15 protein-coding genes are annotated in these 12,280 nt (G+C 61.2%); all 15 read left to right on the plus strand.

The annotated features are described in order from the left end of the window. Positions 1-4: 4 nt before the first annotated feature. The 15 genes from fliH to flhB all read left to right on the plus strand — a co-directional run bounded on the left by fliH (position 5) and on the right by flhB (position 12,268). A complete protein-coding gene (fliH, locus tag AC30D9_RS16285) occupies positions 5-856 on the plus strand; it encodes a flagellar assembly protein FliH (protein WP_134923296.1) in 852 nt (283 codons plus the stop codon). After that, positions 846-2,204, plus strand: coding sequence for a flagellar protein export ATPase FliI (gene fliI / locus AC30D9_RS16290; RefSeq protein ID WP_134923297.1), 1,359 nt, complete (start codon positions 846-848; stop codon positions 2,202-2,204). Before fliH ends, fliI begins: the two co-directional genes overlap by 11 nt. Before the next feature lie 6 nt (positions 2,205-2,210). After that, entirely contained in the window at positions 2,211-2,660 is a 450-nt protein-coding gene (fliJ, locus tag AC30D9_RS16295) for a flagellar export protein FliJ (RefSeq protein WP_003199091.1), read from the plus strand. 102 nt (positions 2,661-2,762) lie between these two features. Further along, positions 2,763-3,068: an STAS domain-containing protein gene (locus AC30D9_RS16300; RefSeq protein WP_014337164.1), complete on the plus strand. Its 306-nt coding sequence runs from the start codon at positions 2,763-2,765 to the stop codon at positions 3,066-3,068. A 5-nt stretch (positions 3,069-3,073) separates the two neighbouring features. Further along, entirely contained in the window at positions 3,074-4,780 is a 1,707-nt protein-coding gene (locus tag AC30D9_RS16305) for an ATP-binding SpoIIE family protein phosphatase (protein ID WP_307571523.1), read from the plus strand. Positions 4,781-4,811: 31 nt separating this feature from the next. Further along, on the plus strand, positions 4,812-5,156 hold the full coding sequence (locus tag AC30D9_RS16310) for an Hpt domain-containing protein (RefSeq protein ID WP_014337166.1): 345 nt from the start codon (positions 4,812-4,814) through the stop codon (positions 5,154-5,156). A gap of 88 nt (positions 5,157-5,244) precedes the next feature. Beyond that, complete coding sequence (locus AC30D9_RS16315; protein WP_490144406.1) at positions 5,245-6,627, plus strand: flagellar hook-length control protein FliK; 1,383 nt, start codon at positions 5,245-5,247, stop codon at positions 6,625-6,627. A gap of 224 nt (positions 6,628-6,851) precedes the next feature. Continuing rightward, positions 6,852-7,355, plus strand: a complete 504-nt coding sequence (fliL, locus tag AC30D9_RS16320; RefSeq protein WP_134923301.1) for a flagellar basal body-associated protein FliL — start codon at positions 6,852-6,854, stop codon at positions 7,353-7,355. A 9-nt stretch (positions 7,356-7,364) separates the two neighbouring features. After that, complete coding sequence (gene fliM, locus AC30D9_RS16325) at positions 7,365-8,333, plus strand: flagellar motor switch protein FliM (RefSeq protein ID WP_003184019.1); 969 nt, start codon at positions 7,365-7,367, stop codon at positions 8,331-8,333. A gap of 70 nt (positions 8,334-8,403) precedes the next feature. Further along, positions 8,404-8,862, plus strand: a complete 459-nt coding sequence (fliN, locus tag AC30D9_RS16330; protein WP_134923302.1) for a flagellar motor switch protein FliN — start codon at positions 8,404-8,406, stop codon at positions 8,860-8,862. Further along, entirely contained in the window at positions 8,863-9,300 is a 438-nt protein-coding gene (gene fliO / locus AC30D9_RS16335; protein ID WP_134923303.1) for a flagellar biosynthetic protein FliO, read from the plus strand. It abuts the gene before it with no gap. Continuing rightward, positions 9,300-10,049, plus strand: a complete 750-nt coding sequence (fliP, locus tag AC30D9_RS16340) for a flagellar type III secretion system pore protein FliP (protein ID WP_060738641.1) — start codon at positions 9,300-9,302, stop codon at positions 10,047-10,049. Before fliO ends, fliP begins: the two co-directional genes overlap by 1 nt. A gap of 23 nt (positions 10,050-10,072) precedes the next feature. Beyond that, the gene (gene fliQ / locus AC30D9_RS16345; protein ID WP_134923304.1) at positions 10,073-10,342 is read left to right on the plus strand and encodes a flagellar biosynthesis protein FliQ; all 270 of its coding nucleotides are present in this window, start codon (positions 10,073-10,075) and stop codon (positions 10,340-10,342) included. Between the two features lie 4 nt (positions 10,343-10,346). Further along, the gene (fliR, locus tag AC30D9_RS16350; RefSeq protein ID WP_134923305.1) at positions 10,347-11,129 is read left to right on the plus strand and encodes a flagellar biosynthetic protein FliR; all 783 of its coding nucleotides are present in this window, start codon (positions 10,347-10,349) and stop codon (positions 11,127-11,129) included. A 2-nt stretch (positions 11,130-11,131) separates the two neighbouring features. Then, on the plus strand, positions 11,132-12,268 hold the full coding sequence (gene flhB, locus AC30D9_RS16355) for a flagellar biosynthesis protein FlhB (protein WP_307571520.1): 1,137 nt from the start codon (positions 11,132-11,134) through the stop codon (positions 12,266-12,268). The last annotated feature ends 12 nt before the right edge of the window (positions 12,269-12,280 follow it).

Consider the following 12,280-nt stretch of genomic DNA (forward strand, 5'->3'; position numbering starts at 1 on the left):
CGTTATGTCTGCCAAGAGTGATGAAGCACCCAGCGACCTGATCCGCGCCCGTGATGTCGGTGGTTTCGACGTCTGGTCGCTGCCCAGCTTCGATCCCCACGTGCCCGAGCCTGAGCCGGAACCGGAACCGGAGGAAGAGCTGCCAGAAATGGAGGAAGTGCCGCTGGAAGAAGTCCAGCCACTGACCCTCGAGGAAGTCGAGAGTATTCGCCAGGAAGCCTACAACGAAGGCTTTGCCGTGGGTGAGAAGGAAGGCTTCCACAGCACCACGCTCAAGGTCCGCCAGGAAGCCGACGTGGCGCTGACAGCCAAGCTTCGCGCGCTGGAATCGCTGATGCTCAACCTGTTCGACCCCATCGCCGAGCAGGACACCCAGATCGAGAAAGCCCTGGTGGGGCTGGTGCAACACATCGCCAAACAAGTGATCCAGCGCGAGCTGGCCATCGATTCGAGCCAGATCGAACACGTCATGCGTGAAGCGCTCAAGTTGTTGCCATTGGGCGTGGGCAACGTGCGGCTGTACATCAATCCCCAGGACTTCGAACTGGTCAAGGCCCTGCGCGAGCGCCATGAAGAAACCTGGCGCATCGTCGAGGACGCGGCGCTGCTGCCGGGCGGTTGCCGTGTGGAAACCGAACACAGCCGCATCGACGCCACCATTGAAACCCGTATCAGCCAGATCATGGCCAAGCTGTTCGACCAGTTGCACGAACAGGCCCTGCACCCGGCCGCTGCCGACCTGAGCCTGGAGTTGCCGGACGAGCCCTCGGTCAGTGCTGATGCCGCGCCGGCCGACGCCGGGTTGGAAGTGCCTGAATTGGACGCTTCTGCACTGGACAGCCGCGATGCGCCTTGAGCGGACCAGCTTCGGCAAGCGCCTGGGCAGCTACGCCGAGGCCAGCGAACTGGCCGGCCAACCGATCCTGGAAGGACGCCTGCTGCGCATGGTCGGCCTGACCCTCGAAGCCGAAGGCCTGCGTGCCGCCATGGGCAGCCGCTGCATGGTGATCAACGACGACAGTTATCACCCGGTGCAGGTCGAAGCCGAAGTCATGGGTTTCTCTGGCAGCAAGGTCTTCTTGATGCCGGTGGGCAGCGTAGCCGGCATCGCCCCCGGCGCGCGCGTGGTGCCCCTGGCCGACAACGGTCGCCTGCCCATGGGCATGAGCATGCTCGGGCGCGTGCTGGACGGGGCCGGACGGGCCCTGGACGGCAAGGGCGGCATGAAGGCTGAAGACTGGGTGCCGATGGACGGCCCGACGATCAACCCGCTCAAGCGCGACCCCATCAGCGTACCGCTGGACGTGGGCATTCGCTGCATCAACGGTTTATTGACGGTCGGACGCGGCCAGCGCCTGGGCCTGTTCGCCGGTACCGGGGTGGGCAAGAGTGTGCTGCTGGGCATGATGACCCGTTTCACCGAAGCCGACATCATCGTGGTGGGGCTGATCGGCGAGCGGGGTCGTGAGGTGAAGGAATTCATCGAGCACATCCTTGGCGAGGAAGGGCTCAAGCGTTCGGTGGTGGTGGCTTCACCAGCGGATGATGCGCCGTTGATGCGCTTGCGGGCGGCCATGTATTGCACGCGCATCGCCGAGTATTTCCGCGACAAGGGCAAGAACGTCCTGCTTTTGATGGACTCGCTGACTCGTTTCGCCCAGGCCCAGCGGGAAATCGCCCTGGCCATCGGCGAGCCGCCAGCCACCAAGGGCTATCCGCCTTCGGTATTCGCCAAGCTGCCGAAACTGGTGGAACGTGCCGGCAATGCGGAAAAGGGCGGTGGTTCGATCACCGCGTTCTATACCGTGCTGTCCGAAGGCGATGACCAGCAAGACCCTATCGCCGACTCGGCCCGGGGCGTACTCGACGGCCACATCGTGCTGTCCAGGCGCCTGGCCGAAGAAGGGCATTACCCGGCCATCGATATCGAGGCTTCCATCAGCCGGGTCATGCCGTCGGTCATCAGTGCCGAACACATGAAGCGGGCCCAGCAGTTCAAGCAGTACTGGTCGCGCTACCAGCAAAGCCGTGACTTGATCAGCGTCGGTGCCTATGTGCCTGGCGGTGACCGTGAGACCGACACCGCGATCAGCCTGTACCCGTCAATGGCCGTTTACCTGCGTCAGGGCCTCAACGACAACATCGGCATGGGCGCCAGCGAGGCACACTTGCAGACCATTTTCGCTCCGGTCTCAGGCACGTAACCGGCCATGGCCACGAGTCGTGCTGCGCGCCTGGCGCCCGTGGTGGACATGGCGGAAAAGGCCGAGAAGACTGCCGTCCAGCGACTGGCGTATTTCCAGGGCCAGGTCAAAGTCGCCGAAAGCAAGCTGGCAGACCTCGAAAACTTTCGACTCGAATATCAGGAGCAGTGGATCGCCCGTGGTGCCCACGGGGTTTCCGGGCAGTGGTTGTTGGGTTACCAAGGCTTTCTTGCGCAGTTGGGCACCGCTATCGACCAGCAGCGCCAGAGCCTGGTCTGGCATCAGAACAATCTGGAGAAGGCTCGCCAGAGCTGGCAAGAGGCGTTTGCCCGGGTCGAAGGGTTGCGCAAGCTGGTGCAGCGCTATATCGATGAGGCCCGGCAACTGGAAGACAAGCGCGAACAGAAGCTGCTCGATGAGTTGTCCCAGCGCCTGCCGCGGCAGAATCCCTATTGATGCGAAACCGGGATTTTGTCGGCAGATTCTGACAAAACCTTGCTCAGACCTTTACCAGATGCTACACCTTGTACACGTATGTCCATGACAAGGAAGCCGATCATGTCAGTCGTTACCGAAGTATCCCCCGATGGGCACAAGCTGACGATCTCGATCAAAGGTCGATTCGATTTCGGGCGGCATCAGGAGTTTCGTGAGTCCTATGAACGGCTCAATCAGAAACCTGACTCCATCGTGGTGGATTTGAAAGAAGCCACTTATCTCGACAGTTCCGCCTTGGGCATGCTTTTGTTGTTGCGCGATCATGCCGGTGGCGACCAGTCGGATATCCGTGTCGTCAACAGCAGCAATGACGTCAAGAAAATCCTCGCGATCTCCAATTTCGACAAGCTGTTCGACATCAGTTGACCGCCATGCAATCGTCGTCGGAGCCGCTGACGGTCCTGATTGCCGAAGACAGTGCCGCTGATCGACTGCTGTTGTCGACCATTGTCCGCCGCCAGGGGCATCACGTGCTCACTGCGGCCGATGGCGCCGAAGCGGTCGATGTCTATCTGGAGCAACGTCCGCACCTGGTGCTGATGGATGCGATGATGCCGGTGATGGACGGCTTCGAAGCCGCGCAGAAAATCAAGCAGTTGGCCGGGGACCAGTTGGTTCCGATCATTTTCCTCACCTCGTTGACCGAGAGCGAAGCCCTGGCCCGTTGCCTGGAAGCGGGTGGCGACGATTTCCTGGCCAAACCCTACAACCAGGTGATCCTGGCGGCCAAGATCAAGGCCATGGACCGCTTGCGTCGGTTGCAGGCCACGGTGGTGGAGCAGCGCGACCAGATCGCCAGGCACCATGACTACCTGCTCAACGAACAACGGGTCGCCAAGGCTGTATTCGACAAGATCGCCCACTCCGGCTGCCTGAGCGCGCCGAACATCCGCTACTTGCAATCGCCTTATGCCCTGTTCAATGGTGACCTGCTGCTGGCGGCGTTCAATCCGGCCGGCGACATGCACGTCCTGTTGGGGGATTTCACCGGGCACGGTTTGCCGGCGGCGGTCGGTGCGATGCCGCTGGCGGAAGTGTTCTACGGGATGACCGCCAAGGGCTACGGCCTGGCGCAGATCCTGCGGGAGATGAATGCCAAGCTTAAACGCATCCTGCCAGTAGACATGTTCTGTTGCGCGACGTTGCTCTGCCTGAGCTTCCAGCGGTGCACGGTGGAAGTCTGGAATGGCGGCATGCCCGAGGGTTACCTGCATGACAGCCTCAGCGGCGTGCGCACGCCATTGCCGGCGCGGCACCTGCCGTTGGGTGTGCTCTCGCCCCAGCTATTCGATGACCGCACCGAAGTGCACGCCATGTCGCTGGGGGACCGGGTGTTCCTGTTGTCTGACGGCGTAATCGAAACCAGTGACGACCATGACCGGCCGTTTGGCGTGGAGGGGTTGCAGCAGGTGTTTGCTGCCAACCGTGATCCCGATCTTCTTTTCGAAGATATCCAGCAGGCCCTGCGGGACTTTCGCGGCGAGGCCCGGGACGACTTCAGTATGGTCGAGGTACGGCTGGTCGCACCGACGCAACTCAATCCGCCGCCGCCGGTCTATTCCGATAGCGGCCAGTCCAGCCCACTGGATTGGTCGGTGAGCTTCGAGTTCCGGGCGCAGACGCTCAAGCGCTTCAACCCGATGCCTTACCTGTTGCAGTTGTTGCTCGAGGTTCATGGGCTCAGGGCGCAGAGTGGCGCCCTTTACAGCGTCATGTCAGAGCTCTATTCCAATGCCCTGGATCATGGGGTACTGGGGCTCGACTCGAGCCTCAAGCGCGACGCGGCGGGTTTTGCCCGCTACTACCGGGAGCGCAATACACGCCTGGATGAACTGAGCGACGGTTACGTGCGGGTGCACTTGCATGTCACGCCTGATGGCGAGGGTGGTCGCCTGGCCATCGAAGTCGAAGACAGTGGCGAGGGTTTCGATGTTGCCAGGGTGCTGGCGCGGCCCGTGGACAGTGATCGGTTGTCGGGGCGCGGTGTGAGCCTGGTACGTCAGTTGAGCCACCAGGCCAGTTGGTCAGACGATGGTCGTAATGCGCGCGTGGAGTTTTTCTGGGAGGCTCTGGCATAATCGGGGCCATTCTTGATCAGGGAGCGAACAAGTGAACGAGATTCATCTGGACCGCGACGTGCTCAGCACGTTGAAGGAAGTCATGGAGGAGGGGTATCTGGAGTTGCTGGATACGTTTCTCAACGACTCCGAGGCTCGCCTGCGGGTGCTGCATGAAGCACGGGATGCCGAAAAGCTGAGCGCCACGGCCCACAGCTTCAAGGGCAGCAGCAGCAACATGGGCGCCATCCGCCTGGCCGAGCTGTGCGGCGAACTGGAACAGCGTGCCAAGCAACCGTCATTGGGCGGTATCGAAAAGCTGGTCAGCGAAATCGACAGTGAATTTGCTCATGTCCGCAAGCTTTGCAGGGAAGAGCGTGAAGGCTTTCACTGCTGAGATTCGACGTCCGGGCAAACGTTGGCCCGTGCCTTGCATTGCCTAGTCTCGACTGTACCTATGATTCCAGTGCAGCGGAGACCTTTTTATGCCCGTTACCCCCAACACACTGCTTCAGGCCTCTGTCCAGGCCAAGCCCCAGGTCGCCGTCAATTCACCGGCAGCGGCCCCGGAACTCGGGGATAGAGCCTCCAGCTTCGCTCAAGTCTTCGCCAAGCAGGCGCCTGCCAAATCGGCAGCGGCCCCTGAGCCATCGGTGAAATCGGTACGCGACAAGGCTGCCGACAACACCGTCAAAAAAGACACTGGCAACGAAACCCCTGCCGCCCCGGAGCCGACGGTTGCCGATAGCGGCAAACCCTTGCCCACGGAAAAACCTGTTAACGCCGACGATAAGGCCGCCAGTGATGACAACGCCGACTCGGCGCAAACGCCGGTAGCGGATGCTGCGCCTGTCGATCCGAGCCTTGATCCAGGGCTGCTGCCGGATATGACGGTGCCGGTGGCGACAGCCACGGTGGAACCTGCACCTGTGGTAGTCGCGAATGACACCCAGCTGGGCACGGCCGTTGCGGCGCCGGTTGCCCCCTTGGCCGCGCCGGTCCAGGTGACCCAGGCGGCGGTCCCGGTGGATGACCCTGCGTTCGATCCTGAAGCCGACCCACTCGACGCGTTGCCAGCCTTGCGCTTGGCGATGGAGCAGAGTGGTCATGTTTCCGCCACCAGCCAGGCCCAACCCAAGAGCGCGGCTCCGGCATCGCTCGACGCTGAGCCGACTTCGGCACAGACCTTTGCCGCCGGCATGGCAAGCATGCTTACTGTGCAAGCCGACCAGAACAGTACCGAGTCCGGCAGCCAGGGGGGCGACAAGGCATTCGGTGGCTTGATCAGCGAAGGCCTCAAGGACCTGGGTGCCGCTTCCAGTGACACTCGCGTGGACGATTTCGCCAACCGCTTGGCCGCGCTGACCCAGGCCGCTACGCCCAAAACCGCCAATGCGGTGCCGGTCAACCAGCCTATCGCAATGAATCAGAACGGTTGGACCGAAGAGGTGGTCAACCGGGTGATGTACCTGTCCAGCGTCAATCTCAAGGCGGCCGATATCCAATTGCAGCCCGCCGAGCTCGGGCGCCTGGATATCCGGGTGAACATGGTTCCGGACCAGCAGACCCAGGTCACGTTCATGAGCGCCCACACCGGTGTTCGCGAAGCCCTCGAAGGCCAGTTGCATCGCCTGCGGGACAGTTTTGCCCAGCAGGGCATGGGCCAGGTCGACGTCAGCGTATCGGACCAATCCCGTGGCTCGCAGAATCAGGGGCAGCAGGCCCAACAGCAAGCCCAGGCCGGGCGCACCACGTCGTCCGGTGGGCGAGTGGATTCAGCGGACGACGCTGGCACGGCCAGCATTGCTGAAGTGGCCGCCAGCACGACCAGCGTCATCGGCTCCAGTGCGGTCGACTACTACGCCTGATCAGGCGCTGCAAATCCTGTGGGAGCGGGCTTGCTCGCGAATGCGATTTAACATTCAACACTTGTGTTGGCTGTCAGACCGTATTCGCGAGCAAGCCCGCTCCCACATTGATTGGCGTTAGTCCGATCAATCGCCGTCTCTTTCCCTCCGACACTTCTGGCATAACACTTGCTCCAGCCTTGCCGTGCAACAGTGAAAACCCCGATTAGTGACGGATTATTGGCATGGCGAAGAGTGAAGCAGCAGCTGTAAAAGACCCTGCAACCAAAGGCAAACTCAAGCTGATCATCATGATCGTGGTGGGTTTGCTCCTGGCGATCGGCGTATCCGTGGGGGCGACCTGGTATTTCATGCACAGCGCTCAGAGCAAGCCGGCAGCGGCGGTCGAAGCCGCGCCTGTGGGCAAGCAACCGGCGATTTTCGAGCCGATGGCGCCAGCCTTCGTGGCCAACTACACCCAGAATGGTCGTCAACGCTACATGCAGGTCAGCATCACCCTGCTGGGTCGCAACCAGGCTGACCTGGAAGCACTGCGGGTGCACATGCCACTGATCCGCAATAACCTGGTGATGCTGTTTTCCGGACAGAATTTCGACACCCTGGCCACCCCGGTTGGCCAGGAAATGCTGCGTCAGAAAGCGACGGCCAGCGTGCAGGAAGTGGCTCAGAAAGAGCTCGGCAAAGTGGTGATCGAACAGTTGCTTTTCACTAACTTCGTATTGCAGTAGGAACACGACATGGCCGTGCAGGACCTGTTGTCCCAGGACGAAATCGACGCGCTGCTACATGGTGTCGACGATGGCCTGGTGCAAACCGAAAACGCTGCTGAACCGGGCAGCGTCAAAAGCTACGACCTGACCAGCCAGGATCGCATCGTTCGCGGACGCATGCCGACCCTGGAAATGATCAACGAGCGTTTCGCCCGCTATACCCGCATCAGCATGTTCAACATGCTGCGCCGCTCGGCCGATGTGGCCGTTGGTGGTGTGCAGGTGATGAAATTCGGTGAGTACGTGCACTCGCTGTACGTGCCTACCAGCCTTAACCTGGTGAAGATCAAGCCGTTGCGCGGTACCGCGTTGTTCATCCTTGACGCCAAGCTGGTGTTCAAGCTGGTGGACAACTTCTTCGGTGGCGACGGTCGTCACGCCAAGATCGAAGGTCGTGAATTCACTCCGACCGAGCTGCGGGTCGTGCGCATGGTGCTGGAGCAGGCCTTCGTCGATTTGAAGGAAGCCTGGCAGGCGATCATGGAAGTGAACTTCGAGTACATCAACTCGGAAGTGAACCCGGCCATGGCCAACATCGTCGGCCCGAGCGAGGCCATCGTGGTCTCGACCTTCCACATCGAACTCGATGGTGGTGGCGGCGACCTGCACGTGACCATGCCGTACTCGATGATCGAGCCGGTGCGCGAAATGCTCGACGCCGGTTTCCAGTCGGACCTCGACGATCAGGACGAGCGCTGGATCAACGCGCTGCGCCAGGACGTGCTGGATGTCGACGTGCCAATCGGCGCGACGGTTGCCCGGCGCCAACTGCGTCTGCGGGACATCCTGCACATGCAACCGGGGGACATCATCCCCGTCGAGATGCCGGAAGACATGATCATGCGCGCCAATGGCGTACCGGCCTTCAAGGTCAAGATGGGCTCTCACAAAGGCAACCTGGCGTTGCAGGTGATCGAGCCGATCGAACGCCGCTGAGCGGTGTCGAACGCCTTAAGTTTGTAACGGTTTTTAAGTTTTTAACTGATTTGCCCGCCGAGGACACATGATGGCTAACGATATGAATACCCAGGATGACCAGGCGCTGGCCGACGAATGGGCCGCAGCACTGGAGGAAACCGGTGACGCCGGGCAGGCTGACATCGACGCCTTGCTGGCCGCTGATACCGGCGCTCACACCTCCAGCCGCCTGCCAATGGAAGAGTTCGGCAGCGTGCCCAAGAGCCATGAGCCGGTCACGCTGGATGGTCCGAACCTGGACGTGATTCTTGATATCCCGGTGTCGATTTCCATGGAAGTGGGCAGCACCGATATCAACATCCGCAACTTGCTGCAGCTCAACCAGGGGTCGGTGATCGAGCTGGACCGCCTGGCCGGCGAGCCACTCGACGTGCTGGTCAACGGCACGCTGATCGCCCATGGCGAAGTGGTGGTGGTCAACGAGAAGTTCGGCATTCGCCTGACGGACGTGATCAGCCCGAGCGAACGCATCAAGAAGCTGCGCTGAGTGAAAGGTTTCTTCGCGGCAGCCGCGATGCTGCCATTGAGTGTGCTGGCGGCCGAACCGGTTGCCACGGCCGCCGCTGCGCCGGCTGCCGGCAGCGGCGTGGCCGGGCAATTGGCGCAACTGGTGCTTGGTTTGCTGCTGGTGCTGGGCTTGATCTTCTTCCTCGCCTGGATGCTGCGCCGGGTGCAGCAGGCCGGGCCAGCCGGCAAGGGACAGGTCATCGACATCATCGGTTCCCGCGCGCTCGGTCCGCGGGACCGGCTGGTGCTGGTGCAGGTCGGCAATGAGCAGATCCTGCTGGGCCTGAGCCCGGGCACCATTACCGCCTTGCACGTCCTCAAGGAACCGGTGCAGGTGCCTTCCACCGAGCAGGCCAGCCCCGAGTTTGCCCAGCGCCTGATGGAACTGTTGGGTAAAGACCAGAAGGATAAAAAGTAATGCCGTTGCGCATTCTGTTGGCATTGGCCCTGATGCTGGCCGCACCGTTGGCGTTCGCCGCCGATCCACTGTCGATTCCGGCGATCACCCTCGGAACCAACGCCGAAGGGGCCCAGGAATACTCGGTCAGCCTGCAGATCCTGCTGATCATGACCGCGCTGAGTTTCATCCCGGCGTTCGTCATGCTGATGACCAGTTTCACCCGGATCATCATTGTCTTTTCGATCCTGCGCCAGGCCCTGGGCCTGCAGCAGACACCCTCGAACCAGATCCTCACCGGCATGGCGCTGTTCCTGACGATGTTCATCATGGCGCCGGTGTTCGACCGGGTGAACCAGGATGCATTGCAACCTTACCTGGCAGAGAAAATCACCGCCCAGGATGCCGTGGCCAAGGCGCAAGTGCCGATCAAGGATTTCATGCTGGCTCAGACTCGCAGCAGCGACCTGGAGCTGTTCATGCGCCTGTCCAAGCGCACCGATATCCCCAGTGCCGATCAGGCGCCATTGACCATCCTGGTGCCGGCGTTCGTGACGTCCGAGCTCAAGACCGCTTTCCAGATCGGCTTCATGATTTTCATCCCGTTCCTGATCATTGACCTGGTGGTCGCCAGTGTACTGATGGCCATGGGTATGATGATGCTCTCGCCGCTGATCATTTCCCTGCCGTTCAAGATCATGCTGTTTGTGCTGGTGGATGGCTGGGCGTTGATCATCGGTACCCTGGCGGGCAGTTTCGGCGGTGTTTAGACCTTTCGTGCGGGTAGCAAGATATGACGCCTGAAGTAGCGGTAGACCTGTTCCGCGAAGCGCTCTGGCTGACGACCGTGATGGTGGCCGTGCTAGTGATCCCCAGCCTGTTGGTGGGATTGCTGGTGGCGATGTTCCAGGCCGCGACCCAGATCAACGAGCAGACCCTGAGCTTCCTGCCGCGCCTGCTGGTGATGCTGGTGACGTTGATTGTCGCCGGCCCCTGGATGGTACAAACCTTCATGGAATACATCCTGCAGTTGTACGGCAGTATTCCGCAGTTGATCGGCTGACCACATGTCGATGCTCGCGCTGACGGACACCCAGATCAGTTCCTGGGTGGCATCCTTCATCCTGCCGCTGTTTCGCGTCACCGCGGTGCTGATGAGCATGCCTGTCTTCGGCACGACCCTGGTGCCCAGGCGCGTACGTCTGTATTTCGCCTTGGCGATTACCGTGGTCATCGCACCCGGGCTACCGCCGATGCCGCCGGTTCATGCGCTGGACCTCAGCGCGCTGATGCTGGTGGCCGAGCAGATCCTCATCGGCGCTCTGATGGGGTTCTCGCTACAGCTGTTCTTTCAGGCGTTCGTGGTGGCCGGGCAAATCATTTCCATCCAGATGGGCATGGCCTTCGCGTCCATGATCGACCCCACCAACGGGGTCAATACCGCAGTGATCGGGCAGTTCCTGACGATGCTGGTGACCCTGCTGTTCCTGGCCATGAACGGCCACCTGGTGGTGTTCGAGGTACTGACCGAGAGTTTCACCACCATGCCCGTGGGCAGCGCCTTGCTGGTCAACCATTTCTGGGAAATCGCCGGCAAGCTCGGTTGGGTCCTGGGGGCGGCGATGGTGCTGGTGTTGCCCGCGATCACCGCGCTACTGGTGGTCAACATCGCCTTTGGCGTGATGACCCGGGCGGCGCCGCAACTGAACATCTTTTCTATCGGTTTCCCGCTGACCCTGGTGCTGGGCATGGTGATTTTCTGGATCAGCATGGGAGACATTCTCAACCAGTACCAGCCCCTGGCCACTGAGGCCTTGCAGCTGCTACGCGACATGGCACAGGCGCGCTGACCATGGCCGAGAGCGAGAGTGGCCAGGACAAGACAGAAGACCCCACGGAAAAGCGCCTGCGCGAATCCCGGGAAAAGGGTGAGATCGCCCGCTCCAAGGAGCTCAATACCCTGGCGGTGATGTTGGCCGGTGCGGGTGGTTTGTTGATCTACGGTGGCGGGCTGGCCTCGGACCTGCTGGAAATCATGCGCCTGAATTTTTCCCTGCCCCGCGAAGTGCTGCTTAGTCCCGGGTCCATGGCCCAGTACCTGCTGCACTCGGGCAAGATCGCGATCCTGGCGGTGCAGCCGGTGCTGCTGTTCTTGTTGTTGGCCGCTATTATCGGTCCGATTTCCCTGGGAGGCTGGTTGTTCGCCGCGGGAAGCATGGCCCCCAAGTTCAGCCGGATGAACCCGGCCGCGGGTCTCAAGCGCATGTTTTCTACCACCGCGGTGATGGAGTTGCTCAAGGCGCTGGGCAAGTTTTTCCTGATCCTGTTTGTCGCGCTGACGGTCTTGCAGTCGGACATCGACGACTTGCTGCGTATCGCCCATGAGCCGCTGGAACAGGCCATCATCCATAGCGTGCAATTGGTAGGCTGGAGCACGCTGTGGATGGCCTGTGGCCTGATGCTGATCGCCGCCATCGATGTGCCGATCCAGCTTTATCAGAGCAAGCAGAAGCTGATGATGACCAAGCAGGAGATCCGTGACGAACACAAGGATCAGGAGGGCAAGCCGGAGGTCAAGCAGCGGATCCGTCAGTTGCAGCGCGAGGTCTCCCAGCGGCGGATGATGGCGGCGATTCCCGATGCCGATGTGGTCATCACCAACCCGACTCACTACGCCGTCGCCCTCAAGTACGACCCCGAAAAAGGCAATGCCCCCGTGTTGCTGGCCAAGGGCAGTGACTTCCTGGCGCTGAAGATCCGTGAAATCGCCGTGGCCAATGAAGTGATGCTGCTCGAGTCTCCGGCGCTGGCGCGATCGATCTACTACTCCACCGAACTCGACCAGGAAATCCCCGGGGGCCTGTACCTGGCCGTGGCCCAGGTGTTGGCGTATGTCTACCAGATCCGCCAACACCGCGCGGGTAAAGGCAAGCGTCCAGAGCCGCTCAAGGACTTGCCGATTCCGCCGGATTTGCGGCGTGATTCCTGAGGTTCCCACAGG

This window comes from Pseudomonas sp. DF11, from assembly GCF_058148565.1.

Excerpts from the sequence above, each read along its gene's own strand:
- flhB (WP_307571520.1), top strand. The coding sequence starts at position 11,132 with ATGGCCGAGAGCGAGAGTGGCCAGGACAAGACAGAAGACCCCACGGAA.
- fliL (WP_134923301.1), top strand. The coding sequence starts at position 6,852 with ATGGCGAAGAGTGAAGCAGCAGCTGTAAAAGACCCTGCAACCAAAGGC.
- AC30D9_RS16315 (WP_490144406.1), top strand. The coding sequence starts at position 5,245 with ATGCCCGTTACCCCCAACACACTGCTTCAGGCCTCTGTCCAGGCCAAG.
- fliJ (WP_003199091.1), top strand. The coding sequence starts at position 2,211 with ATGGCCACGAGTCGTGCTGCGCGCCTGGCGCCCGTGGTGGACATGGCG.
- fliQ (WP_134923304.1), top strand. The coding sequence starts at position 10,073 with ATGACGCCTGAAGTAGCGGTAGACCTGTTCCGCGAAGCGCTCTGGCTG.
- fliP (WP_060738641.1), top strand. The coding sequence starts at position 9,300 with ATGCCGTTGCGCATTCTGTTGGCATTGGCCCTGATGCTGGCCGCACCG.
- AC30D9_RS16305 (WP_307571523.1), top strand. The coding sequence starts at position 3,074 with ATGCAATCGTCGTCGGAGCCGCTGACGGTCCTGATTGCCGAAGACAGT.
- fliH (WP_134923296.1), top strand. The coding sequence starts at position 5 with ATGTCTGCCAAGAGTGATGAAGCACCCAGCGACCTGATCCGCGCCCGT.
- fliM (WP_003184019.1), top strand. The coding sequence starts at position 7,365 with ATGGCCGTGCAGGACCTGTTGTCCCAGGACGAAATCGACGCGCTGCTA.
- fliN (WP_134923302.1), top strand. The coding sequence starts at position 8,404 with ATGGCTAACGATATGAATACCCAGGATGACCAGGCGCTGGCCGACGAA.
- fliI (WP_134923297.1), top strand. The coding sequence starts at position 846 with ATGCGCCTTGAGCGGACCAGCTTCGGCAAGCGCCTGGGCAGCTACGCC.
- AC30D9_RS16300 (WP_014337164.1), top strand. The coding sequence starts at position 2,763 with ATGTCAGTCGTTACCGAAGTATCCCCCGATGGGCACAAGCTGACGATC.
- fliR (WP_134923305.1), top strand. The coding sequence starts at position 10,347 with ATGTCGATGCTCGCGCTGACGGACACCCAGATCAGTTCCTGGGTGGCA.